The following is an 18,425-nucleotide window of genomic DNA, read 5'->3' on the forward strand; positions in this document are numbered from 1 at the left end:
ATTTTTTCTCATAAAATCATAAATCTTAAATCATAAGTCTTAATTTCGTCAGATGAATTTTCCCGCAAAGATTGTAATAGGTTCAGACCATGCCGGTTATGAATACAAAGAAGCCATCAAGCAGTATCTCGCTAAAAACAACATGGCCATTACCGATGTCGGGACAAACAGTCTGGAAAGTTGTGATTATCCGGATTATGCCCATGCGGCAGCCGGGGAAATAGAGAACGGCCATGTGGAGTATGGAATACTGATTTGCGGTTCGGCCAATGGGGTGGCCATTACAGCCAATAAACACCGGAAAATCCGTGCGGCGCTATGCTGGCAAAATGAAATAGCCCGCTTGGCCCGCCTGCACAATGATGCGAATATCATTTGCCTGCCGGCGCGTTTTGCAACGATAGACGAAGCGCTGGAAATGGTACACACCTTTCTGACCACCGGTTTTGAAGGAGGCAGGCATCAGAAAAGGGTGGAAAAGATCTGATTTTACCGGTTTCCAGCTGTTTTCTTTCGTCCAAATCACAGAAATTTAACATAAAACCCCATTTCTAAGGGGCGATAATTCGTTAATTCTCCATTTAATTAGTACCTTTGCACTCCATTTTTAATCAAAATTAGAAACAAAATTATGAGCAATTACGAAACGGTTTTTATTACAACGCCCGTGCTCTCTAACGAAGAGTACACAAGAACCGTAAAAAAGTACGCAGATCTCGTAGAGAAAGCAGGCGGAAAGGTGGTTCACAGGGAAGATTGGGGAAGTAAGCAGCTGGCTTACCCAATTCAAAAGAAGACGACAGGTTTTTATACCTTGTTGCAGTTTGAGGTCGATCCTCAATTCATCCGCAAATTCGAAGTGGAATTTAAACGCGACGAGAACATCATGCGTTTCCTGACTACCCGATTGGACAAGTATGCGTTGGCTTATGCACAACAACGCCGGGACAAATTAAGTGGTAAATCTAAAAAAGCGGAGGTATAACATGGCAACACACGAAGAAATCAAGTTCTTAAACTCCCCGAAAATCGGCTTGCAAAGAAAAAAATACTGCCGGTTCAAAAAAAGCGGAATCCGATACATCGATTACAAGGACCCGCAGTTTTTATTGAAATTTGTAAATGACCAGGGAAAGATGCTGCCTCGCCGCATTACGGGAAACTCACTGAAGTTCCAGCGTAAAATTTCAACGGCAGTGAAAAAAGCGCGTCATATTTCATTATTACCTTATGTTACTGACCTTTTAAAGTAAAAAATCAACATGGAAGTCATTTTATTAAAAGACGTAGATAATTTAGGATTAAAATTCGACGTAGTAAACGTAAAGCCGGGCTACGGTCGTAATTTCCTGATACCTCAAGGATTCGCTCAGGTAGCGAATGTATCCAACAAGAAGCACGTGGAGGAAGTGAAAAAACAACAATCCGCTAAAATTGCCAAATTAGTCGAAGATTATAAGGTGTTGGCGGAGCAATTGAAAGCTTCTAAAATCGTAGTAGGCGCTAAGGCCGGAACTACGGGCAAATTGTTCGGAAGTGTTACGAATATTCAGGTTGCCGAAGCGTTGAAAAAACAATTCGACCTGACTGTTGACAGAAAACGAGTACATATTCAGGGAGAAGTAAAAGAAGTCGGTGCCTATAAAGCGACCGTCAACTTATACAAAGAAGTGACTGCTGAAATTGAATTTGAAGTAGCAGCGGAATAGTCATACAAGCAATAAGTTGAAATGAATAATTAAAAAAACACCGGACGAAGTTCGGTGTTTTTTTAATGGTATCTCTATTCGTAGCGAAGCGCTTCAATCGGATCGAGGTTGGAGGCTTTAAAAGCAGGATAGATGCCGGAAATCAGCCCAACAATCAGACAGAAGGACACACCCACCAGCATCCACATCCAGGGTATGATAAATGCACCGCCTACAGATAGGGAAACGGCATTGCCGGCTGCAATTCCAAGCAAAATACCTAATATGCCGCCCATCTGGCAGATGACAATGGCTTCCAGGATAAACTGCATCCGTATATCTCTTTTGTTGGCACCAATGGCCTTTAAGGTGCCGATTTCTTTGGTTCTTTCCGTTACACTGACCAGCATAATATTCATTAAACCGATGGCCGCCCCGATTAGAGTGATGATGCCGATGATGAATCCCGCCATGGTAGCGTACTGCATCTTCTCTACAAACATACCAGAAATACTGTCGCTTTTCAGAATGTCAAAATTGATGTCTTCTCCCGGATGTAGCTTACGGACATTTCGCATTAAATAGATGGCCTCGTCTTCAACAGGCTGCATGTTTTCCGGATCATCTCCCTTTACGCTAATGACATAGGATGGATTTTCCTGTGGATAGGCCTGCCGTGCTTTGTTTAACGGGATAAGCGCCATATTATCGGTGCTGATAAAACTCGACCCCTTTTCGTCCAGCACACCAATGACCTTATATTTTACGTCGTCTATCCGTACGATTTTATCTTCTATGGTAAAATTACTGCCGAATAATTTCTTGGCGACGGAATAGCCCAGCAGAACTACATTGCTTCCTGATTTTTGTTCAGCTGGCGTGAAATTTCTTCCCTGAAATAATACGTAACTCTCGTTTCTCAGATAGTTTTCATCGGAGCCGAAAATGATGATATTCGGATTGGTCTTTTTCCGGTTGTACTTCACCGTGGAACCCTGATTGGCAAGATATTGAATGGAGGTGGAGTAACGCTCATTGAATTTCTTCTTAAATTCCATGGATTCCAGGTAGGTGATGCTTCTGAAAACTTTAACCGGTGCGTCTTTATCAGAATCCAGGCTGAATCCGAGATTTCTGTTTCGTATTTTAAACGTACCCGCTCCCATACTGCTGAAGCTTTTTGACAGGTAGCTTTTCAGCCCGTCTACCGATGTCAAGATACCGACCAAAGCCATGATTCCGAACCCGATAATGCAGCAGGTAATGATGGTCCGTACAATATTGGCACGTACGGATCGGAAAGCTAATTGCAAGACTTCAACGAAATTCACGGAATAAAGATAATTTTTTTAATGGATTGTCTGTTTGCCTCATCCAAACATTCCGGATGAAACTTAACAATTTGTCGTTGCCGTTCGGGAACTATTACCTGATAAATGAAATTAATGCATTCAAAGGCAGTTCTTTTTTGAAAAAATTGTACCTTTGCGCTCGATTTAAAATCTTATTTTCTAATCCTTTAAATATTTTCCGATGATCTTTGATTTGGATATGATTAAAAAAGTCTACGCAGCTTTTCCTGCCAGGGTAGACAAGGCGAAAGCAATACTCAACAGACCTTTAACATTGGCAGAAAAAATCCTGTACGCGCATTTGCACGAGTCGCAGTCTTTGGAGAATTTCCAGCGCGGCAAATCGTATGTGGATTTTGCTCCGGACAGAGTGGCCATGCAGGATGCAACGGCCCAAATGGCCCTGTTGCAGTTTATGCAGGCAGGCAGAAAAAAAGTGGCGGTTCCTTCTACCGTGCATGCGGATCACCTGATTCAGGCCAAAATAGGCGCGGATAAAGACCTGCAGGAAGCCATTAACAAGAATAATGAGGTATATAATTTCTTAGCGTCCGTTTCCAACAAATATGGTTTGGGTTTCTGGAAACCGGGAGCCGGAATCATTCACCAGGTGGTGTTGGAGAACTATGCATTTCCGGGTGGAATGATGATTGGTACGGATTCACATACCGTAAACGCCGGTGGTTTGGGTATGATTGCGATTGGTGTGGGCGGTGCAGATGCGGTGGATGTAATGGCGGGTATGCCGTGGGAATTGAAATGGCCTAAATTAATCGGGGTAAAACTGACCGGCAAATTAAGCGGCTGGACTTCTCCTAAAGATGTGATTTTAAAAGTAGCCGGAATCCTTACCGTAAAAGGAGGAACCGGAGCTATTGTAGAATATTTTGGTGAAGGTGTTACTTCCATGTCTTGTACCGGAAAAGGAACGATTGCCAACATGGGTGCTGAAATCGGTGCTACCACCTCTACGTTTGGTTATGATGATTCCATGTCAAGATACCTCAGAGGCACAGGCAGGGCGGAAGTTGCGGAACTGGCAGACCAAATCAAGATACATTTGAATGCAGATGCGGAATGCTATGCAGAACCGGAAAAATACTTCGATCAGGTGATTGAAATTGACCTGAATACCCTGGAACCGCATTTAAACGGACCGTTCACTCCGGATTTGGCTACACCGATTTCCAAAATGAAGGAAGAAGCCGTTAAAAACGGATGGCCGCTGGAAGTGAAAGTGGGCTTAATCGGTTCTTGTACCAACTCTTCTTACGAGGATATTTCCCGTGCGGCTTCCCTGGCTAAACAAGCCGTTGCAAAAGGCATCCAGCCTAAAGCGCAGTTTACCATTACGCCGGGTTCCGAGCAGGTGCGCTTTACTATAGAGCGCGACGGATTTATCGATCTGTTCGATAAAATTGGTGCGAATGTATTTGCAAATGCCTGCGGCCCCTGTATCGGTCAATGGAGCAGGGAAGGAGCAGAAAAAGGTGAGAAAAATACTATCGTCCACTCCTTCAACCGGAATTTTGCCAAACGCGCGGATGGCAACCCAAATACTTATGCATTTGTAGGCTCTCCTGAGATGGTTACAGCCATTGCCATTGCGGGAAGACTGGACTTTAATCCCATTACGGATACCTTAACCAACGAAAAGGGAGAGCAGGTGACATTAGATGAGCCGACAGGTTTCGAACTGCCGCCAAATGGTTTTGCGGTGGAGGATGCCGGATTCCAGGCTCCAGCAGAAGATGGCTCCGGTGTGGAAGTAATCGTAAAGCCGGATTCGGAACGCCTGCAATTGCTGGAAGGTTTTAACCCATGGGAAGGTACAGATGTGACCGGTTTAAGATTATTGATAAAAGCTAAAGGAAAATGTACTACAGACCATATTTCTATGGCAGGTCCCTGGTTGCGTTACAGAGGCCACTTAGACAATATTTCCAATAATATGCTGATTGGTGCCGTGAATGCGTTCAATGATAAGACAGATAATGTGCTCAATCAGTTAAATGGCGAATATGGTGCCGTGCCGGCAACTGCGCGCGCTTATAAGGCAGCAGGAATCGGTTCTGTCGTGTTTGGGGATGAGAACTACGGTGAAGGTTCTTCCAGAGAGCATGCCGCCATGGAGCCAAGACATTTAGGTGTCAGAGCGGTGGTGGTGAAATCATTCGCGCGTATCCACGAAACCAACCTGAAAAAACAAGGTATGCTGGCGCTGACTTTCGTCAATAAAGACGATTACGAAAAAGTACAGGAAAAGGATACAATTGATATCGCTGGCTTGACGGATTTTGCTCCGGGCAATAATCTTACTATCGTATTACACCATGCAGATGGAACAACGGATAGTTTTGAAGTAGCACACTCTTACAACGAACAGCAAATCGGCTGGTTTAAGGCCGGTTCTGCCTTAAACCTCATCAAACAGCAGGTTGCAGGATAAAGACAGCATGTTTTCTATAATACTATCGCCGGCAGTTTGTATAAACTGCCGGCTTTTTTTATTCGATTTTTTGTATTTTTAATCAATGTCTACAATCGACCAGGTTCAAATTCAGTTCTCTCCGGGCGGACAAATAGCTTTGATGGCCGTGTTGTCATTTATCATGTTTGGCGTGGCATTGGATATGGATTTCAATAAATTCAGGGAGATTTCTAAAAAGCCTAAACCGGTGTTGGTTGGACTGTTGGCTCATTGGATGTTGCTGCCGCTGGCAACTGTTTTCCTGGTGAAAATCATCCAACCCAGCCCTTCCATAGCGTTGGGTATGTTTTTGGTGGCCGCCTGTCCGAGCGGAAATATGGCAACCTACATCACACATCTGTCAAAAGGAAATACAGCTTTGTCCATCTCTATCTCTACGATTATTGCACTCACCTGTTTTGTGACGACACCCCTGTTCTTTTTACTGATGGCTAAAACGTACTTACCCGCGCAGCCATTATTGCATCAGATTGATATTGATATCTTCCACCTTATTGCTGAGATAGGATTCATATTGGGATTGCCTATGCTGATTGCCGTTATCCTGATAAAAAAGAAACCGGTTGTTGCCTTAAAGATCAAAAAGCCAATAAGTATTTTTTCATTCGTGCTATTTATTATCTTCTTGGTAGTTGCGTTTATAATAAATAAGGCCGTTTTTATAGAGTATGTTCCCGCTGTTGCATGGATAGTGGCCATACACAATGCTGTCGGTTTTTTAATCGGTTTTGTTTCCGGTAAATTAGCCGGTGTGAAAATAGCGGATGCTAAGACAATAGCCATTGAATGTGGTATCCAGAATACAGGGTTGGGTCTTGTGCTGATATTTTCGTTTTTCGGAGGACTGGGGGGAATGGCATTGATTGCCGCATGGTGGGGGATCTATCACATCATAGCCGGGATATCTTTGTCTTATTTATTTAGGAAGATTGTGTAACTTTGAACGGAGAAACGCTTTATCTGTTAGTACCATTAATAAGTTCATATGATTATACCTAAAAAAGTGGAAAAAGTTTTAAATGCACACCTGGAATTGGAAGCAGGCGCATTTTTCAGTTATCTGGCAGCTGCAGCATGGAGTGAGAAGGAAGGCCTGGAAGGATGTGCAAAGTTTTTTCGCAAACAATCAGATGAAGAGCATGTGCATTTCATGAAATTCTTTGACTATGTGAATGAAGTGGGAGGGCATGCGGTGGTGCCTCCTGTGAAACAGCCTAAAATTGACTTTAAGGACATCCTGGAGGTTTGCGTACACTCTTTGGAGAATGAGAAGAAGGTAACCAAATCCATTTATAATATACTGAAGGTTACACAACAGGAAGAAGACCATGCAACAGAGGATTTTTTACAGTTTTTTGTTGCGGAACAAAAGGAAGAGGAGGTGCTGTTCAACCGAATTGTCGATAAGATTAAACTGATAGGAAAAGGACCTCAGAGTTTGTATTATATTGACAAGGAATTTGAGAAGTTAGTTGCCTTACAGACAAAAGAATCCAAAAAGCAGAAAGAATGAATAAGTCCCGGCAATAACCTTAATTGATAAAAAAACTGTAATTAATTTGAAGATTTCCCTGTATCTTATATTATTGGTATCGTTTGTCCTGTTCTCCTGTAATAAAGACACGGGCAACGTATTTTCAGATAAGCTCTTATACGCAGCAAGCGGTAGTCATCCCGGTATTTACGATCAATCAGGCCGGTATGTTATTTTACGGGGAGTGAATTATAATTCATTGGGAGATTATTGGCAGGGTAATCCGAATGTTCCTGCAATAAAAGAATATAATCCGGAGGATATCAGGATGATGGCTTCTTATGGATTTAATTGCATCCGGCTGCTGTTCAGCTGGAGTAAACTGGAGCCGGAACGAGGAAAGTATAATTACGATTATATACGTCAGCTTAAAAACGTAATAGAAGAAGCTGCAAAATATGATATCTATATATTGCTGGATATGCATCAGGATGCCTGGGGGAAATATATCGCTACTCCTCAGGATGTGAACTGCGAAAAGCCTAACAAAGGATGGGATGGAGCACCACAATGGGCAACGATTACAGATGGTGCATCGACCTGTACAGCTGACGGCTCCCGGGAATCCGCACCGGCCGTTTCTCATGCCTTTCAGAATTTTTGGGACAATACGGACAATATTCAGGATGCCTGTATCAGTGCATGGGCGGTATTGGTGAAAGAAACGGCGAAATATGGAAATGTGGTGGGATATGACTTGCTTAATGAGCCGGGGTTGGGGTATAAGCCACTCAATGAGGAAGCCAGGAAATTGAGTACCTATTACGGTAAATGTATCCGTGCTATCCGATCGGCGGAGCGGGATGGAAGAGGGCTGGAGCATATCATTTTCTTTGAAATGAGTATTACCTGGAATGGTCAGCCGGTTCCTTTTATTCCATATCCGGATTTTACCGAAGATAAAAATATCATTTTTGCGCCACACACCTATTTTGAAGCCATCTCATATATACTCACTATAGAACAGGGACTGGATTTGCTGCGTCTTTTATCCGGTATATATAAAACCGGATTGTTTATTGGTGAGTGGGGATTTTTCGGAAATCCGGCAGACGATGTCTCAAAGGTAAAACGGTTTTGTAAGAAAGAAGACGAATATTTAATCACGGGATCTACCTGGTGGCAGTGGGCGCAGGCTCCCGGTGATCCGCACGGCATGAGCTGGGACGGCACTCAGTATGCAAATACCTCCATGCACCTGATCGAACTGGATGTCAATGGCAATTTTACAGGGAATAAGAATGACTATTATTTAAAGGTATTAAGCCGCACCAGACCTGTTGCCATATTTGGAAAGCCTTTCAGGTTAGAATCCAACCCGGATGACGGAACCATGCAGTTGGAAGCCAAAGCTACAGGAACTGGAATTTCAACACTTTGGATTCCGGACAGATTTGGCGTGCCTGCAATCGCCGGCGATAATATACTTTCGTCAAAAATTAACAAGGTAGACGGCGGATATTTTGCTGAAATTTCTGTCAGCGGAACCTACCGTATCAGCATCTCTTTCTGAGTATTTATCTCTTCTTTTCCCGATAGAATTCATTTCTCAGTTCCATATTTTAGTATGAATCCCTTTACACGTATGATTGAACTTTATTTTGCTCTTGTCATGCCAAATGATAAGAAATACTGCTTTTAATTAAAAAAAAATTGAAATTAACAGAATTTTGTTTGGAAATTGTTTATCTTTAATACACTCAGCAAGTAGTATAATTTATGACAAAACGTATACATTTATTTATTTGTATATTCTTTTCTGTAGCTTTCTTACCGGTAAAAGCACAGGATACAATTATGGTAAATGTAGCCGCTGTACCCGGGTATTATCAGTCACTTAATCTGGATAATCAAACGCCGTGTAATTGTAATGAGAAAACGGAAAGAACATTCCAGTTGAATAAGGGGCTTGTTGAGGGAGATGTAGTCAGTTATAACTTGCATGCATATTCGTTCTCATTCGGCAGTAACACACTTCCTGCATCCAAGCTGTTCAAGGCATTTGAAAATGATAAAACGGTTTACAAAATCTCCGTAAAAGAATGGGATGCCTTCATGCTGCTGACCACTCCTGAATTTAATAAAGCATCTTTTGAAAATGCTGCCTCAGGGGTCTTCGCTGATTTTTCCTCCATTGCTGCAACAGATTTCCTTAAAAACAAGAACCTGAAGGCCTATTCAGAATATGTGAACTCTCTGAGCAAAGAAACAAACAACCCCAAAGAAGAAAATATTATTCCTGAAAAAATTACGCATTAATTCTTTGGACAAGTTGGTTATATGAAGAATCGATACCTGCAAATAAGTTCCTGTTTTATTCTCTTCTTTCTGTTGGGTTTTACACACAATGCATTGGGTCAAAAGAATCTAAAATTAAGAATAATCAGTGTCCGTTATCAGCAGACATCTGGTACGGATTGCGATGATGGAGCCTGCTTTGCAGGAAATGGTAAAAATGATATTGCTTTTGATATAGATGATGGTTCGGATGATGTGGATGAAACCTGTCATGAAGGAGATAATAATACGACAGATTACACCTGGAATGCTAATTTTAATCCATACGACAGAAATTTTGATTATGCCTGCCAGTGGCCTTCCGGGAATTTAAACTTTATTGTCGAGGCATGGGACAGAGATGTAGTGCCTGTTGTATGCCCCTATGATCAATGTATAGGCGGAGGTTTGGCAAATACCACCAGTGATAAGATATGTGATGTGAACATTACCGCTGCCTATCCTTCCAGTGTATCCGGGATTGGTGTTAATCAGACCTTAACATGTTCTGCCACAAAAAATTTTGACGGAGGAGGAAATTGCGGAACCACTGTGACTGTTGTCTATCGTTGGGAGCAAACCGGAAACTGGCGGCCACAGACAAGTGATGACTATATCTGCGGAGCCTATAATTTAGGTACTTTAAATTCAGGTGCAACCCTAAGCAGGAATGATTTTAATAATTACGGATATTCAGAGGAGGATATCTGTTCATCCAATGAGCCCAATATTTCAGATGGAGATGAAACCATCTGGCTGAAATTTAAGACAGGCCCAAGTCCCGGTACGAATATCAATGTTGATGCATCGGGTATTGGAGGCAGCGGTTCCGGCGGTGCCTGTATTGCAGGTGGAACCCTCTTTGCCTGGTGTAAAGTGTACGAAGGTCCGGATAACCTGACAGGCTGTCCGTTTACATATTCCTCTAATCAGTTTTCACAACTTTCTCAGGTCGGCAATACCGGATTGGATTTAAGTGATATCGACATTCAATGCCCTAAAGCAAACCAGACTTATTATATTCAGGTGGAAAGTTGCACTCCTGGAGTTGAGTTTGGATGTGCTGCATTGTGTGATGAAGGAAGGTTTAATCTGTCCGTTAATGATAACGGTGTGAAAGCAGGTCCGGATTACATATGTCTTCCAGCCGGCTCATCAACTGTTGGCATCGATGGTTATATGGGAACATTAAACAGTTCTTTTGATCCCAGAACAACAACAGGTTCTGCTACGGCCTGGGATAACAGCGATTATGATCTGGCTATCTTTAACCAGTCTACGGATTGTGCTTCTCAAAGTAAAGGTTGTTGCAATGAGCCGGATAATACAACGATTCTGTCCTCTTTAAGTAAGACCGTTTGGTATCGTTTCAGAACACCTGCACCCGATTATCCGTCTGCTCCTGCTTTGGCGCAGCTGGCACACACCTATAAGGTATTGGTGGAAAGATTGGGCTCTTCCGGTACGTTGACGTATCCTGCCGTTTATGTTTATGAGGAGACCAATTCAGGAACGGTTCGCGTTTGCCCGAACAGCAACGGAGATTATGCCAACCTGTCTTTCATGGACAGAGATGAAATTGACCCGTTGAACATCTTCAACGGCGGAAATGCAGAGGTCAGGCGGCTTTGCCTGAAAGCGAATACGAATTACTTCATCCAGATAGACCCTGTAGGTATTTCTGACCGGGTCGATTTTAATGTAAAAGTGGTCAAGGATCAGTTCAGACCATCTGATATGATCTGTGATGCCGTTGATTTGGGGTATATCACTACGAATGGACTGCAAACCGGTGTGACAACAGGTGTAAACTGGGCTAACAACGGACCAGCTTCCAAGTTGGGTGCAGCCAAATTCTTCGGGTTGCCGCATACGAATAAATGTACCTCTGCGGAAAATGGAGAGCCTCAGGCTTCGCCGGGCGGACCGGGTACTTCCGGTACGCATACAGCTACCGTATGGTACAAATTCACCACAGGCAGCAATATTCCACCCGACTGGATTTACTGGTATGAAAATGATAATGAATTAAGCAATGCAAATCGCGGGTCTGTATGTATCGGTTTGGGTTTTCAGTCAAGAGTTACATTTTATAAGAATATTACATCCTATCCTTGTCCGGTTGGAGGCAATTTAATGGCACAGGATGAGATGAACATACCGGGTGATTTATGTGATGCCTCGACCGGAATAGGCTTTGGCGCACCCTGCTATGCTGACATGTTCAGGCTAAAATGTCCGGAACCCAATACAACTTATTATGTGCAGGTGGAAGACTTCAATGCGCTTTCCATTTGTTACGAAGGACAGTGGTCATTTGATAATGGTTCGTATAAAATAACAACGGCATCCTCCTTGGGTGGCGCCCCGATTAATGATACTATTTGCGGTGCTATTGATATTGGAACGGTACCGAATGGCGGACAACTGGCACCGGCTGCCATTTATGACAATTTCTGTGCTACACCGGACCTGCCCTGGAGAGCAGATTTTACCCAATCGCTGGATAAAGATGTATGGTTTAGGTTTAACCCGCCTTTGTCCGGGTCTGTCCGCATTACCGCCCAATCTGCCCCTACCGGCTCTCCGGGTATTGATGATGATCTGGATATGCAGGTGGCCATATGGGAACCCATTTTAGGGGATGGAACCAATGCACATTGTTCAGATCCCCGTTTCTTATGGACACCCATCATTGCACAGGATCATGGCATACAGGAAGCAACGGAGGAAAGTGCATCCAGTGCATTTGGACCATACTATAATATTTACAACACTTGCGGAAATAGTGTCTTGTGTAATGAAGGAAACAGTCTAATCGCTACGTGTCTGGACCCTAATAAATACTATTATATACAGGTTGACGGAGGGGATTATTTTGGCTGTGACTTATTTGATGCGGGTGATTGTATATCCGGTTATTTTAAACTTCAGGTGGCTGATGCCGGATTGGGATTATATAATTCTGCCAATCCGCCGGATGTGGGTACGCCATTCACCACTTTGGGTGTTCCGAATGCAACCTTAAGACATGATGAACCTTGTTTTGCACAAAGCTTACCGGTAAATGCATCCGCGACAGCATATGGTTCTTTATCGTGGACGAATATGACCAACCGTTGTGCCACATCTATCAACGATCCGGTTCCATCAGAATGGAGTGCACAGAATGCTTCTACGGACAAGACGGTGTGGGCCCGATTTGTGGCGCCGGCAAGCGGAAAAGTAAAAATCCGTGCTGAAAACCGGTCTCAGCTTAAAGGAGATGAAGACTATCACGATGATATCAATTTGCAGCTGGCCTTATATCAGACGGCAAATTGTTTTGATAAATGGCGATTGACAGAAGTTGGAAATGGAAACGGATTTGACGGTGGTTTAACCGAAACAGACTTTTTGAACGATGATGATTATACCGGTGTTTGTGTTCCTTGTGTAGGAATATGCGGGTATGATGAATATTATGTAGGGCGTTGTCTTATTCCCGGGCAAACCTATTATATCATGATTGATGGAGATGCGGGATATACCTGTGGAGCAGATGTGGAGGATGTCGAAGGGGATTTCCGGATTTCGGTTCAGGCATTAAACGGCATTCCGGCATCTACAAACGATTCGATTTGCATGGCCTATAATATGACACCGATTTCGAATGTGGTGGGTGCTGTTTACAATTCTCCGATTGCCTTTAACAATGAATGTGCCGGCATAGACCCTTCTTACGAGGGTTCCGGAAAAGTAGCGCATACTATTGCCGGAACATTGTTTGATTTTAATGTAGAGCATACCTTATGGTTTAAGTTTGTTGCCCCATCGACAGGAAAGGTGACAATAGAAGCTGTGGAAGATGGTGGCACAGATGATATTGACCTGGGCATCGCCATTTTTGACATTCCTTCTCAGAATTGTGCGGATATTCAAACCGGCGGATTTAAGTTTGATGATGACTACGATCCGGCTGTTTTTGGTATTGCCAGTTCAGATGATGAAGAGATTACCGTATCCTGTTTGGTTCCGGGAAGAACTTATTGGGTGCAGGTAGATGGTAACAGAAACCTGACCACCTGCGGACCTGCTTTTTCCGGTACGGATTGTGAAACCGGACAGTTCAGGATGAAAATTACAACGCTTGCCGCAGACCAGACCTATGCATCTACCGTCACTTATTCCTCACCAGCCACGACCAGTCCAGGCGGAAATGATATGTTCTGTCAGGCACATCAGGTCGTCAATGCAGGAGGTACCTATAATTCTGGAAACCAGAATACCTATTTACATCCCGGTGAAACGATCAATTTTCATCACAATAATAGATGTGCTACATCCGAACGAAATGAACCGGAAGCAAACGGCTGGGACCTGAATCCGTTTGATTCCGGTACCGATCCCACTGTATGGTACACCTTTAATACCGGACCATCCTTAGGTCCTCTGCGGCCCGGTGATATTACCATTAGAGTAACCAATCCTTCCGGATTTTGTCTTGACCCGGATTTGGATTTATATGAGTATAATGGCACGTTTACAGCTGCGGCGTGTAATCTACAGGCAGCATCAAACACACAATTCAGTCAAATACTTCGGATAGGTGAGGGTAAAGTATTTAATATCCTTCAACCAAGGGAAGAAGAAATAAAAATTACCTGTCCGAAACCTAATACGCGTTACTTCTTAAGGGTCTTGGGTACCAGTGCCTGTCCGTTATTCGGCGATGACATGGGGGAATTTGATATTTCTATTGCTATGAGCAATATTAATATAAACTTTCAAACGAACGATAATATATGCGGTGCAACAAACGTGGGCAGCGGTACACTGGCAAGTGGAGGTGTACTTTCGTTATCCAATCAGAATAATATTTGTGCCACTCAGGAAATAGGCGAACCGAATACTTCACAGGGCGCTGTTCAGAATGAACCGGAGTATGATGAGACCATGTGGTATAAGTTTACGACAGGCCCCAATCCGGGAGCTGTAGAAGTAGAGGTGACTTCTTTGGTAGGAATTGGCGGATTTTTCACGGTTCCATCTTTAGCGGTCTATAAATATGTACCGAGCGGCAACAATTGTTCGACAACGCCATTTGCAAATTTAGCTTCTCTGGATGATGATATTGGATTTGCCACTTTACTGGGCGGAATTACAGATTTTACGGCAAAAGTTACCTTGCCTTGTGTTTCTCCAAATACTACTTATTATGTTCAGGTAGACGGCGCAGATGTCAGTCTGTTCGGATTTACTTTCCCCGGTTTTACAGATAATTATTATTATGATATTGATGTAAGAGATTTGGGCAGTGGAACAGGAAGGGCGCCAAATGATAATTTAGCGAACGCCATTCCGGTTGACAATATCATCCCGATAGATGGTATGCTGCCTGCAGGCGGTACGCTGACCATAGGCGGACACAACCGATGCGCTACGTGTGAAAACGGAGAAGAAGGAGATTATTGCGGAATCGACCAGACAGACCACACCGCTGCATTCGGAGCGGAGGATGAAACGGTTTGGTACTATTTTACTACACCTTCCAATCCGGGTACAATCTCTATAACAGTGGCTGATGACCCCGGAGTTGGCGGTACTTTCAGTCCTAACTTCGCTTTATATTATAACAATGGTGCAGCACCGAATTACAGGGTGACGGCTGCTCCTTCTTCCAGCATAATTAAAGAAGGGTCTTCCAATACAGCCACTATTCCTGTCAGTTCCGTATCGGGAAATTATACCTGTTTACTACCGGATACGAAATATTATATTCAGATTGACGGAAATGATGTGGTACCGTTTACAGATGACCAGAATGATTTTATAGTTACGGTTACGGATGATAATTCCGGTAATCCCGGTCCGAATGTTCCAACCAACTATGATTTAATATGCAGTGCAAATGTTTTAACTATTCCGGCAAATGGTACTACCGGTTCACTGACAAGAACAAATAAGTGTGCATGGGAAGAAGCCGGAGAGCCGAACACCAGCGATAATATTGGCGGTTCCGGTGATGATGTCACCTCCAACAATTATGATGAGACGGTATGGTTCTCATTTGTGCCTCCTGTTGATGGTGATATGACAATGCTGCTGGAACCAACAGGCGGAATCAATGGTGGTGTTAATTATGTATTGTATCAGGCTCCGGGCACTGCTGCCATTTCCTGCTCCGGTGATATTCCAACATGGACACAACTGACAGAGATAGCCAGTGGAACGGGATTGGCATTAAATACCATTGGTACGACTGACCAGATTGTGGAAACATGGCCTTGTCTGAGAGCCAATAAACGCTATTATATTCAGGTAGACGGTAATGATTTGATTGGTTCTAACGATGTGGGTAATTTCACTATCCAGCTCACGCACGTTTCCAAAACCACTCCGGTGAATGATAATATCTGCGGTATTGGTATAACGTCGGCAACCGGCAACCTGGGTACATTTACCACTTCTGCTACAGCTACCGCAGCCGCACAGGATAACCGATGTGCGACACAGGAGATTGGTGAACCGGCCGTGAACGGACCGTATGATGATATCACAGACCCGGGCTACGACCATACGCTTTGGTATAAATTTGTGGCGAGCACCACAGATGGTACCTATTCAATCAGCATAACCAATGCCGGTGGTGATGTGATAAACGGTTACATCGGTTTGTATCGACAGGATGCAACGGTGTGCAGTGGCGTTACTCCTTCTTTTGGGAATCTGACATTGGTGCATGAAACCCCGCTGGTAAACGGTGCAACCAATAACGAGACGATGAGTTTAGAATGCTGGGAAATTGAGGAAGGAAAAACCTATTACTTCCAGGTTCAGGGTTTTGACGGACTGCTGGGAAGTGATGTTGGTGACAATTTCAATGTTTCGGTGGTATTTACCTCCGGTTCGAATAATCCGGCTGATAATATTTGTACTGCTCCTGCAGCAGCGATTGGAACTACTTATACAGCAGATAACAGATGCGCCACCACACAATCCGGTGAACCGAATATTTCACCATCGCCCCAGGATCCGTCAGACGGAGCTGATTATGATGAAACACTTTGGTATCAGTTTGTAGCACCTGCATCCGGGGAAGTCCGTTTAAATACATCTGCATATAGTCCGGGTACACTCACGTTAAGTGCCGATTTATATAGTGTTCCGACAGGATATAACTGCGGGGTTTCCGGATTTAACGGATTGGTGAGAGAAGATAATACCAATACATTAACGACACTTTCCACTGCCTGGGATTTGAGATGCCTGGTTCCCGGCAAAACCTATTATATGCGTTTTGATGGTAATGACGGTGTGCTGGGAATTCCGCCGGATAAAGGCACCTGGAATTTCAGTATAAACAATCTGGATGCGGCAACTTCATATCCAAGTGTCTTGAATGATGAACCGTGCGGTGCTGTTGACGTAACACAGCATGTAAGGACTGCAGCACAGGGGCCGTGTACATCCGACGGACAATATTACACGGCAAATTACAGCATTCTAGATGCGGCGACAGATATAGACAGAGCTACCCGGTCGGTAACCGCATTGGGTTGTAACGGAGAATTGAATTGCAACGATTACTGGTTTAAATTTACCGTTCCATTGGATGCAACGGGAATCCGGATTCAAGGAAACGATGAGTACCCGGTTGGTTCATTGTTTAATAATTCACACGAGCATATCGGTATTTACAGGTCTATCGGAGGAGGATGTGGCGGAACGTTACAACGTATTAATTGTGATGATGGAGGTTTAGGCGGTGATGTGGATTTATCCTTAGCGGCGTTCCCGGGAGAGACGCTTTTTGTACAGGTCTTTAATGAAAATGCTCCTGCATCACCGGCCAATTCGGCATTTGGTTTTTGTATTTCTGTTGACTGCCCGGCTAAAACAGCCTGTACAGCCAATAATTTAGTGTATAACCAGTCTCAATGCTGGAATATGAATACGAATGGAGCCAACCTTTCTCCTCAGTATTATGATTGTTTGCCGGGGTCTAATAACTCGGTCAACTATCTGTCTTTTTCTACAGATTGTGATGGTACACCAGTTGATACGGTTACGGTTGTGTTTTCAGTCACTACCATTGGGTGTGGGACTACAGCCATGTCCATGTTCCGCGATGAAACACCTTGCGTTGCACCAACAGGTCAGTATGACGATATTCTCATCAACTGCGCGGTCTTTGAGGAAGTAATGGGCGGGACTACCTCCACAAATTTCAACTCAACATTTATATTGCCGGCGTGTGCAACCTATATCATGCAGATTATCAGCGATGAAAATACTTCTGGTTGTGCGTCATCCGGACAAGTCGTTATTGTTAAGTCCACCTTGAATCCTACACAGATATTACCGGTGGAACTGACCATGTTTACCGGGTACAATAATGGAAGTGAAAATATACTGAACTGGACGACTGCCAGCGAATTGAACTCGCTTAAGTTTGAGGTGGAGAAAAGCACAGATGCCATCAACTTTGAGTACATAGGAGAAAGACCGGCTGCCGGAAATAGTAATTCACCTAGAAATTATACATTAGATGATTTGTATCCTGTTTTAGGTAATAATTATTATAGATTAAAAATGATCGATATAGATGGACAATTTAAGTATTCTGAAATTGTGGTTATAAAAGTTAACGAATTGAATCAGGTTTCAGATGGAATTGTATCAGTATATCCAAATCCAACTAATGATAAAGTGAATATTGTGTATCAATCCACTGAACAGCAAAAATTGAATTTGTTACTTTTCAATGCTATCGGACAGAATATGTATTCAAATAATTATGCTGTTAATTCAGGATTAAATACAATAACAATTGACGCATCAGCATTTGCAAAAGGAATGTATATTATAGGTTTACAAAACACATCAAAAGGAAATAACTACCAGGCTAAATTTGTAAAAGAATAAAAATTGCATGAGATTTATTTTTGTAAAAAAACAGGCAATTTATTTGTCTGTTTTTTTTGCAAATGATCTGTAGGTATTTATAAAAAAATGTATGTCTGATTTTACATCTTTACTACAGCAATAAATTCTAAGTAATCGATAAAGTACTGTTGTTGATTTTTTTTGTTTAGTAGAAT

General features: G+C 43.1%; 11 protein-coding genes. 10 read left to right on the forward strand and 1 reads right to left on the reverse strand.

Annotated features, from left to right (window positions below):
• Positions 1 to 52 precede the first annotated feature (52 nt).
• The 4 genes from rpiB (at position 53) to IPM95_09790 (ending at position 1,709) form a co-directional block, all read left to right on the forward strand.
• Complete coding sequence (gene rpiB / locus IPM95_09775) at positions 53 to 487, forward strand: ribose 5-phosphate isomerase B (GenBank protein ID MBK9329577.1); 435 nt, start codon at positions 53 to 55, stop codon at positions 485 to 487.
• A 144-nt stretch (positions 488 to 631) separates the two neighbouring features.
• Positions 632 to 985, forward strand: coding sequence for a 30S ribosomal protein S6 (locus tag IPM95_09780; protein MBK9329578.1), 354 nt, complete (start codon positions 632 to 634; stop codon positions 983 to 985).
• A 1-nt stretch (position 986) separates the two neighbouring features.
• Entirely contained in the window at positions 987 to 1,253 is a 267-nt protein-coding gene (locus tag IPM95_09785) for a 30S ribosomal protein S18 (GenBank protein MBK9329579.1), read from the forward strand.
• A 9-nt stretch (positions 1,254 to 1,262) separates the two neighbouring features.
• The gene (locus IPM95_09790; protein MBK9329580.1) at positions 1,263 to 1,709 is read left to right on the forward strand and encodes a 50S ribosomal protein L9; all 447 of its coding nucleotides are present in this window, start codon (positions 1,263 to 1,265) and stop codon (positions 1,707 to 1,709) included.
• 74 nt (positions 1,710 to 1,783) lie between these two features.
• On the opposite strand, the gene IPM95_09795 is transcribed toward IPM95_09790, so the two are convergent.
• Positions 1,784 to 3,019 carry an ABC transporter permease gene (locus tag IPM95_09795; GenBank protein MBK9329581.1) on the reverse strand — a complete coding sequence of 412 codons (1,236 nt, stop codon included), beginning with the start codon at positions 3,017 to 3,019 and terminating at the stop codon, positions 1,784 to 1,786.
• A 202-nt stretch (positions 3,020 to 3,221) separates the two neighbouring features.
• Between IPM95_09795 and IPM95_09800 the strand changes: the two genes are divergently transcribed.
• The 6 genes from IPM95_09800 (at position 3,222) to IPM95_09825 (ending at position 18,249) form a co-directional block, all read left to right on the forward strand.
• Positions 3,222 to 5,489: an aconitate hydratase gene (locus tag IPM95_09800; GenBank protein ID MBK9329582.1), complete on the forward strand. Its 2,268-nt coding sequence runs from the start codon at positions 3,222 to 3,224 to the stop codon at positions 5,487 to 5,489.
• 85 nt (positions 5,490 to 5,574) lie between these two features.
• On the forward strand, positions 5,575 to 6,468 hold the full coding sequence (locus IPM95_09805; GenBank protein ID MBK9329583.1) for a bile acid:sodium symporter family protein: 894 nt from the start codon (positions 5,575 to 5,577) through the stop codon (positions 6,466 to 6,468).
• A 51-nt stretch (positions 6,469 to 6,519) separates the two neighbouring features.
• Positions 6,520 to 7,044, forward strand: a complete 525-nt coding sequence (locus IPM95_09810; protein ID MBK9329584.1) for a ferritin — start codon at positions 6,520 to 6,522, stop codon at positions 7,042 to 7,044.
• 46 nt (positions 7,045 to 7,090) lie between these two features.
• Positions 7,091 to 8,578: a cellulase family glycosylhydrolase gene (locus IPM95_09815; protein ID MBK9329585.1), complete on the forward strand. Its 1,488-nt coding sequence runs from the start codon at positions 7,091 to 7,093 to the stop codon at positions 8,576 to 8,578.
• A gap of 206 nt (positions 8,579 to 8,784) precedes the next feature.
• A complete protein-coding gene (locus IPM95_09820) occupies positions 8,785 to 9,324 on the forward strand; it encodes a hypothetical protein (GenBank protein MBK9329586.1) in 540 nt (179 codons plus the stop codon).
• 21 nt (positions 9,325 to 9,345) lie between these two features.
• Entirely contained in the window at positions 9,346 to 18,249 is an 8,904-nt protein-coding gene (locus IPM95_09825; GenBank protein ID MBK9329587.1) for a T9SS type A sorting domain-containing protein, read from the forward strand.
• Positions 18,250 to 18,425: the final 176 nt, after the last annotated feature.

Source organism: Sphingobacteriales bacterium (genome assembly GCA_016719635.1).
GTDB lineage: Bacteria > Bacteroidota > Bacteroidia > Chitinophagales > JADIYW01 > JADJSS01.

Coding starts and splice junctions, on each gene's coding strand:
- rpiB (MBK9329577.1), top strand. CDS start 53: ATGAATTTTCCCGCAAAGATTGTAATAGGTTCAGACCATGCCGGTTAT.
- IPM95_09800 (MBK9329582.1), top strand. CDS start 3,222: ATGATCTTTGATTTGGATATGATTAAAAAAGTCTACGCAGCTTTTCCT.
- IPM95_09790 (MBK9329580.1), top strand. CDS start 1,263: ATGGAAGTCATTTTATTAAAAGACGTAGATAATTTAGGATTAAAATTC.
- IPM95_09785 (MBK9329579.1), top strand. CDS start 987: ATGGCAACACACGAAGAAATCAAGTTCTTAAACTCCCCGAAAATCGGC.
- IPM95_09820 (MBK9329586.1), top strand. CDS start 8,785: ATGACAAAACGTATACATTTATTTATTTGTATATTCTTTTCTGTAGCT.
- IPM95_09805 (MBK9329583.1), top strand. CDS start 5,575: ATGTCTACAATCGACCAGGTTCAAATTCAGTTCTCTCCGGGCGGACAA.
- IPM95_09825 (MBK9329587.1), top strand. CDS start 9,346: ATGAAGAATCGATACCTGCAAATAAGTTCCTGTTTTATTCTCTTCTTT.
- IPM95_09780 (MBK9329578.1), top strand. CDS start 632: ATGAGCAATTACGAAACGGTTTTTATTACAACGCCCGTGCTCTCTAAC.